The organism is uncultured Brachyspira sp., assembly GCF_934747485.1.
In the GTDB taxonomy this organism is placed as follows: Bacteria; Spirochaetota; Brachyspiria; order Brachyspirales; family Brachyspiraceae; genus Brachyspira.
The window spans coordinates 13,812-35,601 of record NZ_CAKVGN010000010.1 but is presented as its reverse complement, the minus strand read 5'-3'; the positions used below and the strand labels follow the sequence as shown (position 1 = coordinate 35,601).

Genomic DNA, 21,790 nt, shown 5'->3' with positions numbered 1-21,790 from the left:
TTAATTAATACGAAGGGTGGTTTCTAATGGAGCTGCCCTTTTTTATTTATATAATATTTAATATGTATTTAAGTCTATATTAACGCACGGTGAACAATCACTTGTATATTGTAAAAATTATATTGTTAATTTAATTATATTTGAAATTTTACTTACCGTGCGGTGTGTCAATTATAAATTTAAAAAACACTTGGGCGGGAGTGCTTTTTTAAATCAGTAACAAGATTAATAAAAACTAAATATTCTAAACAAAGCATATGAATATAGAGGGCGGGGTTTTATATAAAATTTTTAATACATAAAAAAGAGGCTCAAATATTCATTGTAATTTAAGCCTCTTTTTTGTGTTATAAATTAATAATTTAGCTATTCTTTCTAAATATTCCTTGAAGTATTAAAGCCAAAGCACCGTCTCCTGTAACATTACAAGCAGTACCAAAACTATCTTGTAAAGCAAATATAGCAAGTATTAAAGCAGTACCATCATCATTAAAGCCAAGTACAGATATAATAATACCCAAAGAAGCAACAACAGTACCTCCTGGAACACCTGGAGCACCTACAGCAAATATACCAAGCAATATTATAAATAAAATCATAGTTCCAACTGGAGGCAAACTTCCATACAATATTTTAGATATAGTCATAACAAAGAAAGTTTCAGTTAATACGGAACCGCATAAGTGTATAGTAGAGCCCATTGGTATAGCAAAGTCAACAATGTCTTTATCTAAAGCATCAGATTTTCCTGCACATTTTAATGCCACAGGCAAAGTAGCAGCAGATGACATAGTACCAACAGCAGTAAGATAAGCAGGTCCATAATGCTTAAATACCCTTACAGGATTTTTCTTTGATACAATACCAGCTATAGTATATAATAATGTAAGCCATATAAAGTGTCCTACTATTGCTATAAGTATGATTATTAAGAATATTGGTATACTTTTAATAACAGTACCCTCATAAGCTAAAGTGGCAAATGTGCTTCCAATATAAAATGGCAATATAGGCACTACTACGGTATTTACCAAAAATAGTATTATATTATTAAGTTCGTCCAATAGGTTTTCAAAATACTGTGATTTAGTTTTTACAACTGCCACACCTCCGCATATTGCTAAAAATAATGCAGTGATTACTGGAAATACAGGATTAATATCTAATTTAAATATTATCTCTGGCAACTCTTTTCCGCCTGCAACATTAGAAGCTATATTTAAATTAGGTATTATTGCATATCCTGCAATAGTAGAAAATAAAGCAGCACCCACAGAAGAGAAATAAGCTAAAGCAAGCATAACACCTAACATCTTATTAGCCTTGTTTCCCATTCTTGTTATAGCAGGGGCAATAAATCCTAACACTATTAAAGGAACCATAAATGATATTACTTGATTTAATACATATTTTATAGATTGTATTACATTAATGAGACCTTCATTTGAATATGTACCTATTAGAATTCCTACAACTATCCCTATAAAAAGTTTTATCAGCAAATAGTCTTTTTTTTCTTTTTTGATAGCTTCTTCCATAAAATATTCTCCTAAAATAATTTATACATATAAGTATAGTAATTTTTTCTTATATGTATATAAGATTTAATAAAAATTATTATCACATATATTTTGAGTTTTATATTGTATCTTACTAATATATAGTATATACTAAAATTATTATATTTAATTTTATTATCAGCAGAAAAATAATGAAGAAAAAGTTAGAATTACAAACAACAACTCTTTGGGATTATCCTTCTCAGCAATATTTAAAAAGTGAAGAGGAGAAGCATAAACATTATATAGGAGCAACGCCATCATATATAATATGGAATTTATTAAATAGATATACAAAAGAAAAAGATTTAGTAGTTGATCCTATGGCAGGAAGCGGCACAACTATTGATGTGGCAAGAGAGCTTAATAGACGTGCTTTAGGATATGATATCAATCCAAAGGCTTTAGAGAGAAAAGATATTTTTAGAGCCGATGCAAGAAAAATACCAATAGAAGATGAGAAAGTGGATTTTGTTTTTATTGACCCTCCATATAGTACGCATATAAATTATTCTAATGAAAAAAATTGTATAGGGAAATTGACTGCCAAAACTGATGAGTATTATGATGCTATGGAGAAAGTTATAACTGAAATATTTAGAATAATGAAAAAAGATAGATATATGGCTTTATATGTTTCAGATTCTTATGAGAAAGATTATCCATTTATGCCTATAGGTTTTAAGCTTTTTGAGATTATGAGTAAATATTTTATGCCTATAGATATAGTTTCGGTTGTGAGGCATAATAAAAGTTTGAGCAAGGGTAATTATCATTTATCTGCTATAGAGTATAATTATTATTTAAGAGGTTTTAATTATCTTTTTATAATGTATAAAAAAGGTAATAAAACCATAGATAAAAACGGTAAGGTGCATTTAAGGAATTTTTAATTAAATATATTTAAGTTTTTTATAAATATCTTTATATTTTTGCTTTTAAAAACTTAATAATCAAAAGCATCTTCATCTATTTCCATATAATAACTATTAGCCTTTTCTTTTATATATAATAAAGATTTTGGTATCTCCATTAAAAATGATGAAGGAGCTTGTTCCATAGTGCCTGAGCTTATTCTTCTTCTTTTGGCGTATGTGAGATAGAGTTTTTGTTTAGCTCTTGTAATTGCCACATAAAAAAGTCTTCTCTCTTCTTCTATGCCGTTTTCTTCTTCAAGTGAAAAATAATGAGGAAATACTCCATGTTCAAGTCCTGTTATAAACACCACTTCAAACTCTAAGCCTTTTGCATTGTGTGCTGTCATGAGCGTGATTGCATCTTCTTTATCTTCGTTGCTGTTGTCTTTATAGAGAGTTGTCTCTTCTAAAAATCCTCTTATGTTTAAACTGCTCTCTGGGTTTTCATAATTATAATTTAAATAACTGTAGTATGCATTAAAAAGCTCTTTTATATTATCTTCAGCCGTTGCTATTCTTATATTGCCGTCGCTTTTAAAAATTGAAAAATAATCTATTTCTTTTAAGAACTCAAAGAATATTGCCTCTATATGTTTAGAGTCATCATTTATTTTCTTTGAATATTTATCTAATATGTTTTTATATTCTTTAATGTTGTTAAGAGCTTTTTTTGAAATATTTGATTCTTCTATAATGTCTATTGCATCATAGAGTGTGAGATTTTTTTTATCTGCGAATGCTTCAAACTGAGCAAAAGTTTTTTCTCCTATTCCTCTTGTTGGAGTGTTTATAGTTCTTCTTATGCTAAAGTTATCATTAAAGCCTGTAAGAAGCCTTAAAAAAGAAATGCTGTCTTTAATCTCTGCTCTCTCATAAAACCCAACTCCTCCTACTATTTTATAATTAATAGAATGAGCCATAAGTTCTTTTTCATAAGCCCTTGATTGGCTGTTGGTTCTAAACAAAATAACTATATCTTTTGCATCAAAACCTTCATCAAACAATAACTCTATTTCATTAGCAACCGATTTTGCCTCTTCATAATCTGTATAGCATATCCAATTTTCTATTTTATAATCACTTTTTTTGTTTGAAAAAATATTTTTTGTGTGCCTATGGCTATTATTTTTTATTACATTCAAAGCTACTTCAACTACATTTTTCGGGCATCTATAATTTTCTTCAAGTCTAATTATTTTAGTGTTCTCAAAATCATTTTCAAAGTTTAATATATTAGATACATTTGCCCCCCTAAAGGCATATATACTCTGGTCATCATCACCTACAACAGTTAATTGATTATCTGGAGTTTGTTTATTATTTTTTTGAGCGAGCATTTTTATTAATTTGTATTGCTGCAAATTAGTATCTTGAAACTCATCAACTAAAATATATTTGAATCTTTTTTGATAATGTTCAAGTATGTTTTTTTCTTTTTCAAATAGTTTTATGGTGTTGAGTATTAAATCGTCAAAGTCCATTACATTTTCTTTAACTTCATATTCTTTATATTTATCGTATACTTTTTTATAATACTCCTCTTCAAAACCAATATCATATCTCATTTCATTTTTTTTGGCAGATATATATCTTGAAACATCTTTGGGCTTTATAGATTTTGGAGTGTTTTCTTCTTTCATTATTTTTTTTATAACACTTAATCTATCGCCCTCGTCTAAAATAAGAAAATCTTCTCTATAATTTAAACATTGAGCATTATCTTTTAATATTCTTAAGCAAGCAGAGTGAAATGTTCTTATAAATAGCCTAAATGGTTTTATTTCTGGAAGCATAGAGCATACTCTTTCTTTCATTTCATTGGCAGCCTTATTTGTAAAAGTTACACCCATTATATTTTCTGGTTTTATGTGTTTTTCTGTTATAAGGTATGCTATTTTTTTAGTAATAACTAAAGTTTTACCGCTTCCAGCACCAGCCAAGAGTAGAAGAGGGCTATCTATATGAAGCACACCTTCTCTTTGATTTTCGTTTAAACCATTAAGTAACTCATTTTGTTTATTATTATCCATAAATATAAAACTCTAATTTTTTTAATATATTATATTTTTATTTGTGGTGGCTTTCTCCCTGCGAAGCGTGCCCTTAGGGTACACGCCACCAGTTCTTTTACCGAGTAGGTACCTTTCGGTATTGGTATAAAAGAACCTTATATCCTTCGGATACGCTTCGCGAAGAACTGCATTTTTTAATCAAATTAATGATATTCTATTTTATGTATATTTTCATATATAAAAATAGAATACTTGCACTTTTTGCAACTTTTTGCGGCGGGAAAAAGTTGAATAAAATAAACTTATAAAATATAGTCGTTTGGCTATATAATAAAAGCTCTAATCTTTTTTGTAATATCTCTGCATTATATCGTCAAATATTTTTGCCGCTTCAAATATAATATAATCGCAGCCGTCTACAGGGTCTCTGTATTCTTCTTTCAAAGGAGTGCAATCTGTGTATGAAGTTAATTCTTTAAATCTACTAACAAACTCAAATTCCAACTCTTTTAAAAAAGTGCTTTCATGACCTCTCTCTATAATAAAAGCCTTAGAAAAAGCCATAATAGCCCCTGTTAATATTCCGCAAGTAAGTCCTAAACCCATACCGCCGCCAAAACCAGCAGCAAGCTTTAAATCACTTTTATCTATGCCTAAATTATAAACAGTATTAGCTCCATAAAGCATTTTTTCTGCACAATTTAAATCCTCTTTCTTTCCAAATCCATTATATAAATATTCGTATAAAGTCATAATAACAATTCACTTTTTAAAATTTTATTAAAGTGGAACCCCAAGTAAGCCCAGCACCAAAAGCAGTAAGTAAAACATAATCGCCCTTTTTAATAGCATTCTTTTCAAAAGCCTCTTTGAATGCTATTCCAACACTCGCAGCAGATGTGTTTCCGTATTTTTGTATATTCACATAAAACCTACTATCATCAAAACCTAATTTTTTAGCAACAGCATTCATTATTCTTGTATTAGCCTGATGTGTTATTATAAGCGATAAATCACTTAATTCTAAATTGGCACTTTTTACAGTCTTTCTTATAGTCTCATCAAAAGTAGTAACAGCCTTTTTAAAAACCTCTGTTCCTTCCATAGTTATGCTATTAAGTTTTTCATCAACATTTTTTTCTGTGATAGGCTTAGCACTTCCTCCGCCTTTAACTATCAATATCTCATCATTAGGCTCGCTTCCTATATCTGTAGCTATTATTACTCCGCTTTCATTTTCTTCTTTAGCTTCTATTAATGCCGCACTAACTCCGTCTCCAAAAAGTATTGCAGTAGACCTGTCTTCCCAATTTACTATATCACTGCATTTCTCTGCGGCCACAATTAAAACTTTTTTGCATTCTCCGCTCTCTATAAGCGAAGCAGCAGTATTGAGTGCATATATATATCCGGAACAAGCAGCAGATATATCAAAAGCAAGACATGAGTTCTTTATATTGAATTCTTTTTGTATAAGCCCAGCCGTAGAAGGAAATGTGTATGATTTTGTTGAAGTAGCCACTATTACAGCATCAGCATCATCTATTTTTTCGTTTTTTTCTATTAGTTTTTTTACAGCTTTTATAGCCATATTAGCAGAGCTTTCATTTTTGTCTGCTATTCTCCTTTCTTCTATGCCAGTCCTGCTTACTATCCAATCATTATTTGTATCTAATGTTTTTTCTAAATCATAATTGGTTAATACGTTTTCCGGCAAATATGATGATAAATTTTTTATACAAGCTTTCATAAGCGATTTAACCCTCTCATTCTTAATAAATTAATAATCAAAAATAGATTAAAAGATTATATATTAAAATAAAAATTAAAGATATAGTTTTATCTAATAAATAATTTACTATAAATGCACTCTAAATAATTTTTTACTATATATAAGTATACAAATTTACTAAAGTAATTGACTATTATATCGATAAGTTTTACTATAATATATATTAATAGTTTTATAATTATTATCTTGCAGAGGTGTTCTTGTGTATAATTCTATAGTAGGCTATGCTCTTAAAATTATTAAAGGTAATATCTTATTTTCTATTATCATATTTATAGCAATATCGCAGTTAATGACTATTACTTCTATTTTTGCTTTAATGTGGAAATATGAAATACTTCTAAACGAAAATATTCCGTTTTTTAGGGCTTTTTCAATATACTCGCTTCTCATTGTGTTATTTATTGTTGTTTTATTAATATCTATTATTACTATAACTCATATTTTTTCAAAAAACAGCCGTATGTTTTCTACTTTAAGAATATTTGGTGCTACTAAATTATCTTTAAAAAGACTTTCATTGGCTTTAAGTTTTTTATATCCTCTTATCTCTTATATTGTTTCAAGCATAGAGATAATTATAATTTATATTAGATACCGTTCTTATATATTAACTATTATAAACAGAACCGAAGTATTAAATAATGCTTTTACTATATTTTGTTCTAATGTTGTGTTATTTTTGATATTTATGTTTGGTGCTTTTATTACTAATTCTGTACTTCTAAAAAGAGACCCTTATGAAGATTTGAGAGGAACGCTATGAATATAAAAATTATTAATATTTCTAAAACATTTTCTTTAGGTGTAAACAAATTAGATGCTTGTAAGGATATTAGTTTAGATATTAACCAAGGCGATTTTATTAGCTTTGTAGGACATACCGGAAGTGGTAAAAGTACTCTCTTAAGCATAATAGGAGGCATATTGAAACCTACAAGCGGCTCTATATATTATGACTCCTACAAAATTGATAACCCTTCAGAAGAAGTATTATCAAGCTTTAGAAGAGAATATTTTTCTTATATATTTCAATACCCTGTTATTATACCTACAATTAATGTGTTAGATAATATTTTAATACCTTTAGCTTTCAAACATAAAATTACAGATGAAAAAATAAATCAAACAAAAGAAAACATAGAATTATTCGGATTAAAAGATAAAATGCACTTAAAAGCAGCACATCTTTCAGGCGGTGAAATGAAGAAGGTAGCTATATTAAGGGCTTTAGCTTATGGCTGTAAATGTTTAATAGCAGATGAGCCAACAAGCGATTTAGACCCAGAAACAACTACTTTGCTTATGGAAATATTAACAACTCTCAACAATCAAGGAACTACAATCATTATGGTTACGCATTCTCATAATATAGCAGCACATGCTAAAAATGTATATGAAATGTCTGACGGCAAGATTGTAAGATGTCTTAAATAACTATGTAATTTTAATTCAATATAAGCCAATTTTTAAAAAAAATATTACTTCTTATGATAATTTTATAGTTTTAATATCAAATTACTATTGATAATAATATTGTTTAGCTATATAATATTACTCAAAATTTAATAATAAAAAAGGAGATTGTGTTATGTCTTCAAAAGTAAAAGAGAGTATTGAGTCTATTTACAGTTCAATAGTTCAGAAGAATGCTGGAGAAAAAGAGTTTCACCAAGCAGTAAAAGAGATGTTAAGCACATTAGAAGTAGTATTAGATAAGCACCCAGAATATATAGAAAAGAAAGTGATTGAGAGAATATGCGAACCAGAAAGACAAATAATATTTAGAGTACCTTGGATGGACGACAAAGGAGAAATACAAATAAACAGAGGTTTTAGAGTACAATTCTCAAGTGTAATGGGTCCATACAAAGGAGGTCTTCGTTTTCACCCTTCTGTATATTTAGGTATTATCAAATTTTTAAGTTTTGAGCAAATATTTAAAAATGCACTTACAGGCCTATCAATAGGCGGAGGTAAAGGCGGTTCTGATTTTGACCCTAAAGGAAAGAGCGATAATGAAGTAATGCGTTTTTGTCAGAGTTTTATGACAGAGCTTCACAGACATATTGGTTATGATATTGATGTACCAGCAGGGGACATAGGAGTTGGCGGAAGAGAGATTGGATATTTATTTGGTCAATATAAAAGACTTAAAAATAGATTTGAGGCAGGTGTATTGACTGGTAAAGGCTTAGGTTACGGCGGTTCTTTAGTTCGTACTGAAGCTACTGGTTACGGACTTGTATATTTCACTGAACTTATGCTAAAAACAAAAAATGAAAGTTTTGAGGGTAAGAAAGTTATTGTATCTGGTTCTGGTAATGTTGCTATATATGCTATGGAAAAGGCTTCTCAGTTGGGAGCAAAAGTTATAGCTTGTTCAGATTCTAATGGCGTATTGTATGATGAAAACGGAATAAACTTAGATACTGTAAAACGTTTGAAAGAAGTAGAGAGAAAAAGAATAAAAGAATATGCTGATATACATAAAAGTGCTAAATATCAAGAAAATGGCTGCATATGGGATATTGCTTGCGATGTTGCTTTGCCTTGTGCTACACAAAACGAAATTAATGCTGATAATGCTAAAACACTTGTAAAAAACGGCTGTAAATGTGTGGCTGAGGGAGCTAATATGCCTGCTACACCAGAGGCTATAGATGTATTTTTGAATGCTAATATATTATATGCTCCTGGAAAGGCTACTAATGCTGGAGGAGTTGCTACTTCTGCTTTAGAGATGCAGCAAAATGCAAGCAGAGATAGTTGGGATTTTGAATATACAGATGGTAAACTAAAAAACATAATGACTAATATTCATAACACTTGCTATGCAACAGCAGAGGAATATGGATTTAAAGGCAATTATTTGAAAGGTGCTAATATAGCAGGATTTGTAAAAGTTGCTGAAACTATGATTCCTTTTGGGTTAATATAATTATTTAATAGTTAAACAAATAAGGGGCTTTAAAAGCCCCTTGTTTTTTATATAGTAAGTTTTTTATTCAACTTTTTCCCGCGTACGAGCTGTACCACTACTCGCCGTAGCGGCTTGCCGCACGACAATACTCTGTTTTAATCATAGCCCTTTAGGCGTGCGGGTGGTATTGCTTTTTTATTCACAATTATTTTTTTCTTTGAAGTATTCGCCATATGAGTTTTCCGCACGGTAATGCTATGCTTTAGTTATAACTTCTTAATCGTGCGGGGAAGTGCATTTTAATGTACAATTAAATTATAAAATTTATATTGTTCTTTTTCCCGCCGCAAAAAGAACCAAAAAGTGCAATTTATATGTTGGAATATGTATTAATATAAAATAATATATGATTTTGGATATGCTTAAAAGCTAGTTTTTTTTAATGCAGTTCTTTTGGTTCTTTTATACCAATAAAAGAACTGGGGGTGTGTACCCTAAGGGCACGCTTAGCAGGGGGCAAAGCCACCACAAATAAAAAAACATAAAAATTATATTGTTATTTTTTCCACCTTCGCACCCACAGGCACTTCCTTCGGTCCCCTGAAGGACTCCTTTCAGTCGCTGTGCGGACTTCGTCAAAGTTTTCGCCCTACGGGCACGTTTCGCAAAAGTACAAATATTTAAGTCTTATATGTAGTCAATATGTATTAAATAATATAAATCTTTATTTTGGCTAAAATATAGTTGTTTAGAATATACCAAAATTTATTATTTAGTAAGATGTATATATTCTCTATTCTTTTTAGTTACCCTTCCAACAATAGCCGCACAGTCTATGCCCTCACGCCATAAATCAGCAAGCATATTCTCAGCATTAGCCTTATCTACACATATAAATAATCCGCCAGCAGTCTGAGGGTCAAAAGTAAGCATCTTTAAGCTATAATACACATTCTCATCAACTAAAATATTCTCACCAACATAACGCATATTTGTAAAAGCAGCTCCAGGTATACAGCCCATATCCAATACCTCATAGCTCTTCTCAAACATAGGCAATGCTGATGTATTTATCTCTATAGTTACATCACTAGCTTTAGCCATTTTATAAGCATGACCAGCAAGTCCGAAACCTGTTATATCTGTAGCACATTTTGCCTTATATTTATTCATTACAGCACAAGCCTTTTTATTTAAAGTACTCATAGCATTAAATACATCTGTAATAGCACTTTCTTTTATCAACCCCTGCCTCATAGCAGCTAAACAAGCACCTGTACCAAGAGGCTTTGTAAGTATTATAATATCTCCATCTTTAGCAGCGGAGTTTGTAGTAATATTATTAGGATTAGCAAAACCAATAACAGCCATACCATATTTAATTGCTGTATCTGTGATAGTATGCCCGCCTACAACCAATACGCCTGCTTCTGTAGCTTTATCCTGTCCGCCTTTTAATATTGTAGCAAGAGTATTAAGAGAGTTTTCTTTTGGATACATTGTAATATTTAAAGCTAATTTCGGCTCGCCTCCCATAGCATATATATCGCTTATAGAGTTACAAGCAGCAATCTCTCCAAATAAATAAGGGTCTGCAACAACAGGAGGAAAAAAATCTACTGTAAATATAATAGCATTATCCTCTGAAATCTTATAAACTCCAGCATCATCTCCTATATCAACATCAGATAATAGATTAGAATCTACTTTTGTTTTTAATATAGGTGATAATGTCTTTTCAAGCAAATCAGGCGGAATTTTGGCAGAACAGCCGCCCTCTAAAGCACATGATAATAATTCAATTTTTTCTTCATTATTGTTTTCAATATCTTTCATAAATAATATTGTATCCTCTAAAAATAGTTAATTATTTATAATTATATTTAAACGATTAAAAATGTCAATTAAGGTTTTTTTAGTATATATATAAATTAATTCATAAAAAAAATTATTATATAAACTTATGCATAAATAAATTAATTAGAAAGCTAAAATTATTTTTAATACACAATAAAAATAATTTATTTTTTACCATCTTCTGGAAATATCATATAAATCTCCGATAATTTTGTTACTATCTTTTGAACTTCTGTTGGATTGTATACGGCAAATGCTGGAACATCTCCATTTATTAAATCAGATATAGCTAAAACAGAATGCGTAAAAAATATTCTATAATCTCTTCTTGCAGAGCCCGGACCGTTTCCTATATTATGGTCATTTAATATATAAGCTTTATATCCGACATCAGTTTTATAGTATCCCACCCTTACAGTTCTTGGTATATACTCTCCATAATTTGGAAAATAAGCTCTATATTCATTTAATAACTCTCTGTAATATTTTCCATTTTGAGGTATTAAAGAATCATATATGTATAATGCATAATCTTCTTCTTTGAATGAAGTAGGCGGATTATAAGTGCCATTTGTATAATCTTTATAATCTTTATAGTCTATAGTATCAGATATTTTATTTGCTTCAAATGTTTCTTTTATTTCTCAGCTTTGACTTATTTTTACGATAATTTTATCTTCACTTACATCAAAAACTATTTTAGCATTGTATATTTCTGCTTCATTTGATGCAGTATTTACTCCAAGCTCATAGCATAATATATTGCCGTTATTTAAATATAATTTACCGTATTTGCTTGAGTAGGTTCCTTTATAATTTGGGTTGTTTGGGGAGGAACAGGATGATGCTAAAAAGCATGTCAAAATTAATATTATATTTTTCATAAATTATTTTTTAAACTCTATATTTTTATAACCTTAAAAAATTGTTATAATAAAATATTGATATTTTTTAATTTAAAAGTTTACATTATTTAGATTTATAATATAATAGTAAAAAATAATTTGTATTGCGGGTATGTGTATGAAGGATCCTCACCATAATAAGTCAACTTCAAAAGTTAATAAAACTAAAAAGATATTAGAAGATGCTTTAGCTTCTTTGCTTGAAGAAAAACCTTTTGAAGAGATTAGAGTAATAGATATATGTCAAAAGGCAAAAATGCATAGAAGCACTTTTTATACTTATTTTAATGATAAATACGAACTTTTAAAATCAAAATTAGATGAGTATGAAGCAAAGTTTTTAGAAGATTTGCAAAGATACAAAATAGAAGATAAATTAAAAGACTTTCACATAGATATAATGATAAAAATTTTGCAGTATTTTTATTTTAATAGAAAATATTTAAAAATTATTTTTCAAAACAATAAAGATAATAGCATTACAAAAATATTGCAGAAGTATTTAGAAGATTATGTTATAGAGGGCGTAAAAGATATGAAGCTTGCAAAGCCTGATAAAGATTATTTATTTAATGTAATAGGAGCTTTTTATTCTGGTGCTTTTATTACTGTAATTAGCGAATGGATTTTGAATGATTGCAATATTAAGCCTCATGAACTTGCTGAATGTATATCTGATATTATTATGCAAAGAATATTTATATATTAATAATTCATATATTTTTTAATAAATAAACAAATAATTTACGATAATATTTACATAATATTTTTACTTTTATTAATTTTATTTATTTTTATTAGTATGAGTATATTATGGAGTATTGTTATGAGAAGAGTATTATTTTCTTTATTATTATCTATTAGTTTCTTTAGTTTATTGAATGCTCAAAATATTACTAAAGATAGTGAGTATTCACAAAACTGGATTAATTTTATTAACAGAAAAACTATAGATATGCAAGGGGCTTTATATGAGGGAATACCGGGCGGAAATTTAGTATTAGTTTCTGGAAGAAGTCCTTTTTTATTGATAAAAGAATATCACTTTTTGGGTGCTAGATCAGACTCTCAAGTTTATTATACACATCAGGTGCCTTTAAGTCATTTCTATCAAAGTGCTCCTAGTCTTGGAGTGGTATTAGTTGAAGGATATGCTTTAAATGGTTCTAAATTAACTAGATATTTAAATTACATAGATAGTTATAAAGCAAAATTAAAGAAATGGGAAGATAATAATATTACATTGAGCAATGATATGAAAGTTGCAAAACAAGATGCTAAATGGACAGAATACCCTATACCGCAGCCTGAAGATGTTAACTGGGCTGAAGGTTCTTATGCCGGAGAATTATATTAAGGTTTTAGCAGGGTGCAATATATATTTATTATAGCTGTAATAGTTGCTGTTATCGCTGTTCTATTTTTTATTACTAATAATAGAGTTATATCTTATGATGGAGATTGGATTAGGTCTGTTAAAAATAGAGTTGTAAATGCTGAAAAAAAATATGTTTTTCAGGAAGATGGTTCTATTGTTATAGATAATAAAAAAAAACTTGCTCTGATAAAAGCTAAAAATAATAAGATGGCTGTTTATAGTAATACTGATTTTATTAATAAATTTATGCTTGTATTTTCTGCTTATGGTTCTATCAAAGTTACTTTTATGGAAGGATATATTGTAGAGAATGATAAACTTTATTACACTTATGCTTATAAGGCATCATATTATAAAAAGCTTAATGATTGGATGAAGAATAATGGGGTTTTTGAATCTAAAGAAGTGTGGGCGGCAAATAAAAAAGTTAATTGGAAAACTTTTCCTGCTCCGAGAGAAAACGATATAAATTGGGAGAAAAAAGTTTTAATAGGGGATATTGTTAAAATATAAAAAAATAAAGTTTTTTTATTGTATTGCTATAGCATTATTGTTAATAGTATTGTATAATAAAAAAAATTTATTTATGGATTTAAATATGAAATTAAGATTATCTAAAAGAGCATTGCAAGAAGATTTTCAAGGCGATTTTGTTAAGATGATGTTAGAAGTTGCTGCGAAGGGTAATTTAATATCATTTGCAGGCGGACTTCCTAATCCTTCATCATTTCCAGTGGAGGCTGTAAAAGAGGCTTGTATTAAGGTTTTATCGAATAATGGAGCTGGTGCTTTACAGTATAACAGTGTTGATGGTTATTTGCCTTTGAGAGAGTTTATCGCCAACAGGTATAAAAAGAGAGGAGTTAATGTTGAGGCTAGTGATATTGTTATTACAAATGGTTCTCAGCAGGCTTTGGATATTATAGCTTCTGTATTAGTTGATGCAGGGGATAATATTATGCTTGAAGACCCTTCATATTTGGCAGCACTTCAAACTTTTCACTTATATAATGCAAATATTCAAACGGTAAATCTTAAAGAAGATGGGGCTGATGTTGAAGAGGTTAAAAATGTAATAGAAAAATATAACCCTAAATTCTTTTATTCTATTTCTACTTTTCAAAACCCAACAGGAATAACATATACTAATGAAGTTAGAGAAAAGATAGCTAATATAATAAAAAAGAGCGATACTTTCTTGGTAGAAGATAACCCTTATGGAGAGTTAAGATTTAAAGGCGAGCATCAAAATTCTTTCGGTAAATTATTAGGTGAACAGGCTATACTTCTTGGTACTTTCTCAAAAACAGTAGCACCTGGTTTAAGATTGGGCTGGATTGCTTCGCCTGTAAAAGAGCTTGTTACAAAAATGAAAGAGTATAAACAGCTTGTAGATATGCATACTAACATATTTTCTCAGATGGTTGTTGCTGAATATTTAAAAGATAATGATTATGATGAGCATATAAAAACTATTATAGATTTATACGGCAAGCAATGTAATTGTATGCTTGAATGCTTAGATAAATACATGCCTAAAGATATGCATTGGACTCACCCAGAAGGCGGTATGTTTATATGGGCTACATTGCCTAAAGGTTTAGATGCTATAGAATTGGGTAAAAGAGCGGCAGAGGCAGGAGTTGCAGTTACAGCCGGAGAACCTTTCTATGAGAGAAAAAGAGGAGAGGGTACTTTTAGATTGAATTATACTAACTCTTCTTTTGAGAATATAGATAAAGGTATATCAATACTTGCAAAAGTAATAGAAGACATGAAAAAATCTCAATAATTTTCCTTATTATTATAATATATTTAAAGGGCGGCGATGAAGCCGCCTGTTTTGTTTTAAAGTAAATGTAATATATATTAAAAAATTTTTAAGTCTGTCAAAAAATATTTTTATGTTTTTTATTCTCGGGGGCTAGCCCCCGTACCCCCACTTCTTTTGGTGGCCCAAAGAAGCAAAAGGACTGCATTTTTATGAAGTATAGCTTTTTATATATAACAAAATATAAATATTATTTTAGATTTATATATTCCAAACATATAAAGTTATAACATTTGCACTTTTTGCAACTTTTTGCGGCGGGAAAAAGTTGAATAAAATTAAAAATATTTTTAATTAAAATAATGCTAAAAAATTGCTAAAGCCTTTTTTTATTAAACCGAAACTTAACATAAGTATTATTTTATTAGGATTATAATTATGAGCATGTTTGCAGATACAACATATGCCAAAACTATGACTATTGCTAAAAAGCTGTTAAATGTTTATGGGCTTAGAGCAGAAGTGATAGCAGACAATATAGCCAATGTTTCTACACCAAATTTTAAAAGAAGCGATGTTACTTTTGAATATCAATTAGCAAGAGCTTTAGACAGCGAGAAATATGACGGCATGGAAGCAAAAAGAACAGACCCAAGACATTTTCCTTTTAATATGCCTATGGATTATAGCGAAGTATCTCCTACTATTACAGTAGATTATGATACAAACTACAGAAACGATAAAAACAATGTTGATATAGATAAAGAGATGGCTGAAGAGGCTAAAAACACTTTACGCTATCAAATGTTTTCACAAATAGTGAATGCTCAATATAGAGATATTAGAAGAATGATAGGCAATGCTTAAATATTGTTAGTCATTTTAAGGAGTGAGTAAATGGGAATATTTTCAATAATTAATACATCTGGAAGCGGTCTAACTGCACAAAGAACAAGACTTGATGTAATAGCAGACAACATAGCTAATGTTAATACAACACGCACTACAGAGGGCGGAGCTTTTAGAAGAAGCAGAGTAGTATTTAAGCCAAGAGATGACGGCAATAAATATAGAAGCCCTTTTTTACCAGAAGCTTTGCAGCCTAATGTTGGTACAGGTGTAAGAGTATTCAGCATAGAGAAAGATATGGAAACTGCTACAAGATTTGTTTATGACCCTTCACACCCAGATGCTATTAAGTATGGTGAGAAGGCTGGATATGTAGAGATGCCTAATGTTAATCCTGTTACAGAGATGGTTGATATGATGGAGGCTTCAAGGGCTTATGAGGCTAACTCTACTATGATTCAATCTGCTAAAACTATGTTTGGAAGTGCTTTGAATATTATTAGATATTAATTATATATAAGGATATTTTTATGGATATTAACAGCGTAATGAGTGCTTATTCTAAAACAGGTAATGTTGGTGATAATTATGGATTTGTATTAAAGACTACAGACCCTCGTCATTATGGACCAGCTCAGATGTTGAGAAGAGGTTCTAACAATGATTTGATAAGCAATTTTGGTACTATGCTTAGCGATGCAATAGAATCTGTTAATCAAAAGCAAGTTGAGAAAGATAATATTATAGTTCAAGCTGGAATTAGACCTGATCAGGTTGATGTTTCTGATGTAATAAACGCTATTGCTGAGGCTGAATTATCACTCAGTTTTACTAAAGCTGTAGTTGATAGAGCTGTAAGAGCTTATCAGGAAGTAACTTCATATAGATAATAAATAATTTTTTTAATTAAACAAATAATGGAAAAAAAGTTCTCCTTCAAAAAAGAGTTATTAAGGGCAAGCGTTTATGGTTTAATCGCCATAGCGTTTGCCAACTTAATATTCTTATCTATTTATAACAACAATAAAATATATATCACTGTAATTTTAATAGCATTAGAAATAATAACAATAATTTTTGCTTATTTATATATATCAAACATCAATAAGAGATATTTAAACTTTATTAGATACAATTCAATATTAGAACATAATATAAAAACAAATGTTACAAAAGAGCATATTATAGAAAGACTCAAATATTTTGGATATAGTATGTATTCTATAAACTCTTCGAGGGTTTTTATTAATATAGATGTTGTAAAAAATAAAAAATCTATAACAATATATGCCTACTATTTTTTACTTTTGGATATAGATAAAGATACAGAAGCAGTCCTTACAACTGTAAAAAACGAATTAAATGAAATATTAGATTTATATATAGATGATAATCAAAAATTATTTAAAACAGAAAATGAGAAACAAAAAATATTAAAAGCAAAGCTATATAATCATGCTGTATTTATTTTCTTTGGAGATAATATTTCTGAGAGAATAATTAATATATCAAAAGAAGGCTACACTAAAGAAAAGCTTCTTAACTCTAATGCACAAATATTTTCAGTTTCTTATATGCCTTCAGAAAATAAATTGTATTATGCAGAAAAAGTAGAAGATATTATAACAATTCAAAAGTTTCCAAAACAAGATTTTGTTTATATAATAAAAGATATATTTTCTTTATAATTTGGATAATATAATGAAAAATAAAAAGAAAGTTAAACGAAATAAAAAAACATACTATAATATTGGCTTTATAATTTTAATAGCTGTGTTATGTTATTTATTATTTATGTTTTATAATTTAAAAAAGTCTTCTTCTTTTGATATAAACAAAAAAGATAATGAAGGTCTTACAGTTTTGATGCATCTTTTATCTGATAATAATTCAAACAAAAACGAAATAAAAAAAATAATATTAGACAACAGAAAAAAAATTGATTATACATTAAAAGACAGTAACGGCAGAAACATTTTGATGTATGCTGTGTTTTATGGGGATAGTGATATTATAAAAGACATTGCAAAGCAAATTGATAATATTAACGAAAAAGACAATGACGGAAGAACAGCTTTGCATTTAGCAGCACAATATGGAAAGTATGAAGCTGTAGTATCGCTTGTAGAGTTAGGGGCGGATATTAACATTAAAGACAATCTTTCATTAAAACCAATAGACATAGCAGAGTTTGAGGGGTTTGAAGATATATACAATTATTTAGAAAGCAAAGCGGATTAGAGCTATTTTTTAATATATTAAAAAAACTATATTTTATTAATTTTTTGTTATTCTTTTCCCCACAGATTACACGGTGCGGATTTCGTCAAAAAGTTGCAAAAAGTACAATTTGTATGTTGGAATATGTATTGGTATAAAATAATATTTGTATTTTTGGATATGCTTAAAAGATAGTTTTTTTAATGCAATCCTTTTGCTTCTTTGTGGCAACAGAAGAACTAGTGGCGTGTACCATATGGGCACGTTTCGCAGGGGGCAATGCCGCCACAAATAAAAAACTTAAATATTTTAAAATAATTATATTTTTTATATGAGTTTTTTATTCAACTTTTTCCCGTAGCAAAAAGTTGCAAAAAGTACAATTTGTATGTTGGAATATGTATTGGTATAAAATAATATTTATATTTTTGGATATGCTTAAAAGCTAGTTTTTTTAATGCAGTCCTTTTGCTTCTTTGGGTCACCAAAAGAAGTAGGGGGGACTAGTCTCCACAAATAATAAAAAACTTAAAAATTTTTAGTCTGTATAAAACCAAATATCATACAAGTTTTTATATAGATTTATTATATATTCTATTATATAATAAACTAAATATAAAAATGGAAGTGCGGAATGTTGTTTGTTAATCCTCAATTTTTACTATTACTATTAATTGTACCTATTATCACTTTTATATATATAAAAACAAGAAAAAATCATCTCTATTCTGTAAAGCATCCGCGTGTAAGTATGGCTCATACTTTAAAATCAAAATATTATGCCAAAGATATACCGTTTATACTTTTAATGATAGGCTTAACTTTTTCAATAATAGGTTTAGCCCGTCCTGCTACGGTAGACAGCAGTGCTAATATTAACGGAGAGGGCATATATATATCTATGGTGGTTGATATATCTCCTTCTATGATGGCTGAGGATATGCTTCCTACAAGGCTTGAGGCTTCAAAAAAAACTATGTCTGATTTTATAAAAAAAAGAAATTTTGATAAAATTAGTTTGGTTGCTTTTGCTTTAAGGGCTTCTGTGCTTTCGCCTTCCACTTTTGATTATACTTCATTAGAAAAAGAGATTAATAATATAAAAATTGATGAAGAGGGTTCTACTTCTATTGGGCTTGGAATTGCTACTGCGGTTGATATGCTTAGGAGCGTAAAAGATGATGCTGAGAAAGTAATAATACTTCTTACAGACGGAGAAAATAATTCTGGTGAAATAGACCCTAAACTTGCTTCAGAAATAGCTTCCAACTTTAATATAAAAATTTACACGATAGGTATTGGAGATGCTGCTGGAAGTCATGCTTGGGTAACATATACAGACCCTAATTACGGTAAAAGAAGGATTAGAGCAGATTTTACACTCAATGAAAAAGCATTAATTGAAATAGCAAGCATAACAGGCGGGAAATATTTTAATGCTAAAACAAGCTCTGCATTAGATAATGTTTATAACACAATAGACAGATTAGAAAAAAAGCCAATCACAGATGACAACCTTATTCAATACAAAGAGTTATATAAGCCTTTTATTATAATAGCTTTAATATGTATTGCATTAAGCATTATATTATCTTCTACAAGATTTTTGATTATACCATAATGGATAAGTTTTTTAAATTTTGTATATTATTAATTTTAATATTCTGTGTCAATTTTAATAAAGAATTGGCAGTAGAAAATTTATGCTTATTTAGAGCAACTACCGGTTTCCCTTGTCCAAGCTGCGGCATGACAAGAGCTTATATACATGCACTTAATTTAGATTTTAAAAACGCTTTCAAATATCACCCTCTTTTTCCTCTGCCTTTATTCTTATTTGTTATAATAGCTTTTAGAAAAAAAGTAAAAATATTTGATAGTATATACAACAATAATTTTTTAATAATTTGTTTAATAATTATTTTTATAGGTGTGTATGTTTTTAGATTTATAAATAGTTTTCCGTATGAAGAGCCTTTTACATATAATTATAGTAGCCATGTTTACACTATATTGGAAATTTTGAATTTAGTAAAAAATAATTAGTGTATACCTAAACAATTATATTTTGTACGAGCTGTACCACCTTGCCGCACGACAATGTTCTGCTTTAATTATAACTTCCTAGGCGTGCGGGGGAGTGCTTTTTAACGTACAATTAAATTATCAGATTTATCATAAAAATGCAGCCTTTTTGCTTCTTTGTGTCACGCCTCAGGCACTCCCTTCGGTCGCCCTGAAGGACTCCTTTCAGTCGCAAAAGAAGTGGGGGTGCTACCCTAAGGGCACGCTTCGCAGGGGGGCAAAGCCACCGCAAATAAAAAACTTAAAAAATACTTAATCAAAATCTACTAACTGTTCTGTATTATTCGCTCTATCAATATTCCTATTAAAATTGTTATTACTCCAAGTATTATAAAAAATATCCAACTGTTCATAGATAAATAAAAATATTCAAAATATCTTATATACATATTAGCTAATATAAAAAATATAGAATATTTTATTATAGACATCTTTTTTATTTTTATACCCAAACTAAGCATTATAATATTTGTGATTAAAAATATAATGCTGTATGTTATAGTTTCTGCTTTGTTGTCTTTAAATAATATTACTGTGTCATAAGTTCCGAATATGCTCATAATTGCTAATACGATGTTTAAATATAATATTCCAATGGTGTAAAATATTTTTGAAAATAGATAATATTTATTTCCAAGTATTTTTACATTAGTATCTGTAATGCCTAATAAAAATACTGCAGCACTCATTAAAATAAGTCTTATATAATTATTGATATTAAATATATAAGAATCAATATAAGGAAAATCAAAGCCTTCAAAACCATACCATGTAATTGCTGATATTAATGCTATTGAAAGCACTATGTAATTTTTTTTAATATAGGCTATTATAAAAAATATTATTATAGTGATTAAAAATATTATTGTATAATTATTTTTGTTTTCAAAGATTATGTAATAAATTGTAAATATATCGCATGCCAAAAATATAGAAGATAATGCTACTATCACAGCAGAAGTTTTTGGAAGATTTATTTCTTTTTTTATCATTACTTCATTGATTATAAATCCTGAAATAAAAAGAAGCGTGAATAAAAATGCTATAAAATAAATTGAGAATATATAAAAACTAATAAAAGCTATAAAACCAATCATTACTAACACTATTCCTGTTATCATTATTGATTTTATTATAGGCTCCCAGTTTAGATATATGTTGTTACTATATTTTGAAGATAATGTTTTTAATTGCTCTTCAGATATGAGATTATCTTTATACCATTTTTTTATTTCTTTTAAAATAAATCTTTCTTTACTGCTCATTGGTAATAATATTTAGAATTATTTTTTTATAATATTAACATATTTCTTAATTTTTTAAATAAATAATTATTGCATATTGTTATTAAAAAATATATTGTAATATTATGATAATGATATAAAATTAGCTTTATAAAAATTTTACTGAAAACAATATATATTAAAAATAATTAAATTTGTCGCCGGATAAATTTATTTTAAACGTTTGTATTCATACCGTAGGCCTTAGAAAGTATGAACGCAAACGTTTTTTTTATTAT

23 protein-coding genes are annotated in these 21,790 nt (G+C 28.8%); 15 read left to right on the top strand and 8 right to left on the bottom strand.

The window, feature by feature from the left end; all coding sequences use genetic code 11:
- Positions 1-362 precede the first annotated feature (362 nt).
- A complete protein-coding gene (locus tag Q0H31_RS03240) occupies positions 363-1,538 on the bottom strand; it encodes a dicarboxylate/amino acid:cation symporter (protein WP_295295753.1) in 1,176 nt (391 codons plus the stop codon).
- A 173-nt stretch (positions 1,539-1,711) separates the two neighbouring features.
- On the opposite strand from Q0H31_RS03240, the gene Q0H31_RS03235 reads away from it, so the two are divergent.
- Positions 1,712-2,452, top strand: coding sequence for a DNA methyltransferase (locus tag Q0H31_RS03235; RefSeq protein WP_295295752.1), 741 nt, complete (start codon positions 1,712-1,714; stop codon positions 2,450-2,452).
- Positions 2,453-2,505: 53 nt separating this feature from the next.
- Here Q0H31_RS03235 and Q0H31_RS03230 read toward each other — a convergent pair whose 3' ends face one another.
- The 3 genes from Q0H31_RS03230 to Q0H31_RS03220 form a co-directional block, all read right to left on the bottom strand.
- Complete coding sequence (locus Q0H31_RS03230; RefSeq protein WP_295295751.1) at positions 2,506-4,506, bottom strand: ATP-dependent helicase; 2,001 nt, start codon at positions 4,504-4,506, stop codon at positions 2,506-2,508.
- 321 nt (positions 4,507-4,827) lie between these two features.
- On the bottom strand, positions 4,828-5,241 hold the full coding sequence (locus Q0H31_RS03225) for a C-GCAxxG-C-C family protein (RefSeq protein WP_295295750.1): 414 nt from the start codon (positions 5,239-5,241) through the stop codon (positions 4,828-4,830).
- Between the two features lie 16 nt (positions 5,242-5,257).
- Positions 5,258-6,238 (bottom strand): beta-ketoacyl-ACP synthase III, encoded by a 981-nt coding sequence (locus Q0H31_RS03220; RefSeq protein ID WP_295295749.1) that lies wholly within the window; start codon positions 6,236-6,238, stop codon positions 5,258-5,260.
- A gap of 244 nt (positions 6,239-6,482) precedes the next feature.
- Here Q0H31_RS03220 and Q0H31_RS03215 point away from each other — a divergent pair, with 244 nt between their 5' ends.
- The 3 genes from Q0H31_RS03215 (at position 6,483) to gdhA (ending at position 9,221) form a co-directional block, all read left to right on the top strand.
- Positions 6,483-7,046, top strand: a complete 564-nt coding sequence (locus Q0H31_RS03215) for a hypothetical protein (RefSeq protein ID WP_295295748.1) — start codon at positions 6,483-6,485, stop codon at positions 7,044-7,046.
- The gene (locus Q0H31_RS03210; RefSeq protein WP_295295747.1) at positions 7,043-7,717 is read left to right on the top strand and encodes an ABC transporter ATP-binding protein; all 675 of its coding nucleotides are present in this window, start codon (positions 7,043-7,045) and stop codon (positions 7,715-7,717) included. Before Q0H31_RS03215 ends, Q0H31_RS03210 begins: the two co-directional genes overlap by 4 nt.
- A 154-nt stretch (positions 7,718-7,871) precedes the next feature.
- Positions 7,872-9,221, top strand: a complete 1,350-nt coding sequence (gene gdhA / locus Q0H31_RS03205; RefSeq protein WP_295295746.1) for an NADP-specific glutamate dehydrogenase — start codon at positions 7,872-7,874, stop codon at positions 9,219-9,221.
- 750 nt (positions 9,222-9,971) lie between these two features.
- Here the strand turns inward: gdhA and selD are convergent.
- The 3 genes from selD to Q0H31_RS03190 form a co-directional block, all read right to left on the bottom strand.
- The gene (selD, locus tag Q0H31_RS03200) at positions 9,972-11,039 is read right to left on the bottom strand and encodes a selenide, water dikinase SelD (protein ID WP_295295745.1); all 1,068 of its coding nucleotides are present in this window, start codon (positions 11,037-11,039) and stop codon (positions 9,972-9,974) included.
- A 185-nt stretch (positions 11,040-11,224) separates the two neighbouring features.
- Entirely contained in the window at positions 11,225-11,470 is a 246-nt protein-coding gene (locus Q0H31_RS03195; protein ID WP_295295744.1) for a hypothetical protein, read from the bottom strand.
- A 234-nt stretch (positions 11,471-11,704) separates the two neighbouring features.
- Positions 11,705-11,944: a hypothetical protein gene (locus Q0H31_RS03190; protein ID WP_295295743.1), complete on the bottom strand. Its 240-nt coding sequence runs from the start codon at positions 11,942-11,944 to the stop codon at positions 11,705-11,707.
- Positions 11,945-12,083: 139 nt separating this feature from the next.
- Between Q0H31_RS03190 and Q0H31_RS03185 the strand changes: the two genes are divergently transcribed.
- From Q0H31_RS03185 to Q0H31_RS03135, 11 genes are all read left to right on the top strand, one after another.
- Complete coding sequence (locus tag Q0H31_RS03185; RefSeq protein WP_295295742.1) at positions 12,084-12,674, top strand: TetR/AcrR family transcriptional regulator C-terminal domain-containing protein; 591 nt, start codon at positions 12,084-12,086, stop codon at positions 12,672-12,674.
- A gap of 117 nt (positions 12,675-12,791) precedes the next feature.
- The gene (locus Q0H31_RS03180) at positions 12,792-13,322 is read left to right on the top strand and encodes a hypothetical protein (protein ID WP_295295741.1); all 531 of its coding nucleotides are present in this window, start codon (positions 12,792-12,794) and stop codon (positions 13,320-13,322) included.
- A gap of 12 nt (positions 13,323-13,334) precedes the next feature.
- A complete protein-coding gene (locus Q0H31_RS03175; protein ID WP_295295740.1) occupies positions 13,335-13,856 on the top strand; it encodes a hypothetical protein in 522 nt (173 codons plus the stop codon).
- A gap of 85 nt (positions 13,857-13,941) precedes the next feature.
- Positions 13,942-15,135, top strand: a complete 1,194-nt coding sequence (locus Q0H31_RS03170) for a PLP-dependent aminotransferase family protein (RefSeq protein ID WP_295295739.1) — start codon at positions 13,942-13,944, stop codon at positions 15,133-15,135.
- 417 nt (positions 15,136-15,552) lie between these two features.
- A complete protein-coding gene (gene flgB / locus Q0H31_RS03165) occupies positions 15,553-15,981 on the top strand; it encodes a flagellar basal body rod protein FlgB (RefSeq protein WP_295295738.1) in 429 nt (142 codons plus the stop codon).
- 30 nt (positions 15,982-16,011) lie between these two features.
- A complete protein-coding gene (gene flgC, locus Q0H31_RS03160; RefSeq protein ID WP_013244300.1) occupies positions 16,012-16,473 on the top strand; it encodes a flagellar basal body rod protein FlgC in 462 nt (153 codons plus the stop codon).
- A gap of 20 nt (positions 16,474-16,493) precedes the next feature.
- Positions 16,494-16,853 carry a flagellar hook-basal body complex protein FliE gene (fliE, locus tag Q0H31_RS03155; protein ID WP_295295737.1) on the top strand — a complete coding sequence of 120 codons (360 nt, stop codon included), beginning with the start codon at positions 16,494-16,496 and terminating at the stop codon, positions 16,851-16,853.
- Between the two features lie 27 nt (positions 16,854-16,880).
- Positions 16,881-17,651: a hypothetical protein gene (locus Q0H31_RS03150; RefSeq protein ID WP_295295736.1), complete on the top strand. Its 771-nt coding sequence runs from the start codon at positions 16,881-16,883 to the stop codon at positions 17,649-17,651.
- A 13-nt stretch (positions 17,652-17,664) separates the two neighbouring features.
- The gene (locus tag Q0H31_RS03145; RefSeq protein WP_295295735.1) at positions 17,665-18,204 is read left to right on the top strand and encodes an ankyrin repeat domain-containing protein; all 540 of its coding nucleotides are present in this window, start codon (positions 17,665-17,667) and stop codon (positions 18,202-18,204) included.
- 613 nt (positions 18,205-18,817) lie between these two features.
- Positions 18,818-19,804: a VWA domain-containing protein gene (locus Q0H31_RS03140; RefSeq protein ID WP_295295734.1), complete on the top strand. Its 987-nt coding sequence runs from the start codon at positions 18,818-18,820 to the stop codon at positions 19,802-19,804.
- Positions 19,804-20,229 (top strand): DUF2752 domain-containing protein, encoded by a 426-nt coding sequence (locus tag Q0H31_RS03135; RefSeq protein WP_295295733.1) that lies wholly within the window; start codon positions 19,804-19,806, stop codon positions 20,227-20,229. Before Q0H31_RS03140 ends, Q0H31_RS03135 begins: the two co-directional genes overlap by 1 nt.
- Before the next feature lie 305 nt (positions 20,230-20,534).
- Here the strand turns inward: Q0H31_RS03135 and Q0H31_RS03130 are convergent, their stop codons facing one another.
- On the bottom strand, positions 20,535-21,533 hold the full coding sequence (locus Q0H31_RS03130) for a DUF2157 domain-containing protein (protein ID WP_295295732.1): 999 nt from the start codon (positions 21,531-21,533) through the stop codon (positions 20,535-20,537).
- Positions 21,534-21,790: the final 257 nt, after the last annotated feature.

Bases quoted from the DNA above. Each gene is read 5' to 3' on its own strand.
- Q0H31_RS03240 (WP_295295753.1), bottom strand. From the start codon at position 1,538: ATGGAAGAAGCTATCAAAAAAGAAAAAAAAGACTATTTGCTGATAAAA.
- Q0H31_RS03235 (WP_295295752.1), top strand. From the start codon at position 1,712: ATGAAGAAAAAGTTAGAATTACAAACAACAACTCTTTGGGATTATCCT.
- Q0H31_RS03230 (WP_295295751.1), bottom strand. From the start codon at position 4,506: ATGGATAATAATAAACAAAATGAGTTACTTAATGGTTTAAACGAAAAT.
- Q0H31_RS03225 (WP_295295750.1), bottom strand. From the start codon at position 5,241: ATGACTTTATACGAATATTTATATAATGGATTTGGAAAGAAAGAGGAT.
- Q0H31_RS03220 (WP_295295749.1), bottom strand. From the start codon at position 6,238: ATGAAAGCTTGTATAAAAAATTTATCATCATATTTGCCGGAAAACGTA.
- Q0H31_RS03210 (WP_295295747.1), top strand. From the start codon at position 7,043: ATGAATATAAAAATTATTAATATTTCTAAAACATTTTCTTTAGGTGTA.
- gdhA (WP_295295746.1), top strand. From the start codon at position 7,872: ATGTCTTCAAAAGTAAAAGAGAGTATTGAGTCTATTTACAGTTCAATA.
- selD (WP_295295745.1), bottom strand. From the start codon at position 11,039: ATGAAAGATATTGAAAACAATAATGAAGAAAAAATTGAATTATTATCA.
- Q0H31_RS03190 (WP_295295743.1), bottom strand. From the start codon at position 11,944: ATGAAAAATATAATATTAATTTTGACATGCTTTTTAGCATCATCCTGT.
- Q0H31_RS03185 (WP_295295742.1), top strand. From the start codon at position 12,084: ATGAAGGATCCTCACCATAATAAGTCAACTTCAAAAGTTAATAAAACT.
- Q0H31_RS03180 (WP_295295741.1), top strand. From the start codon at position 12,792: ATGAGAAGAGTATTATTTTCTTTATTATTATCTATTAGTTTCTTTAGT.
- Q0H31_RS03170 (WP_295295739.1), top strand. From the start codon at position 13,942: ATGAAATTAAGATTATCTAAAAGAGCATTGCAAGAAGATTTTCAAGGC.
- flgB (WP_295295738.1), top strand. From the start codon at position 15,553: ATGAGCATGTTTGCAGATACAACATATGCCAAAACTATGACTATTGCT.
- flgC (WP_013244300.1), top strand. From the start codon at position 16,012: ATGGGAATATTTTCAATAATTAATACATCTGGAAGCGGTCTAACTGCA.
- fliE (WP_295295737.1), top strand. From the start codon at position 16,494: ATGGATATTAACAGCGTAATGAGTGCTTATTCTAAAACAGGTAATGTT.
- Q0H31_RS03150 (WP_295295736.1), top strand. From the start codon at position 16,881: ATGGAAAAAAAGTTCTCCTTCAAAAAAGAGTTATTAAGGGCAAGCGTT.
- Q0H31_RS03145 (WP_295295735.1), top strand. From the start codon at position 17,665: ATGAAAAATAAAAAGAAAGTTAAACGAAATAAAAAAACATACTATAAT.
- Q0H31_RS03140 (WP_295295734.1), top strand. From the start codon at position 18,818: ATGTTGTTTGTTAATCCTCAATTTTTACTATTACTATTAATTGTACCT.
- Q0H31_RS03135 (WP_295295733.1), top strand. From the start codon at position 19,804: ATGGATAAGTTTTTTAAATTTTGTATATTATTAATTTTAATATTCTGT.
- Q0H31_RS03130 (WP_295295732.1), bottom strand. From the start codon at position 21,533: ATGAGCAGTAAAGAAAGATTTATTTTAAAAGAAATAAAAAAATGGTAT.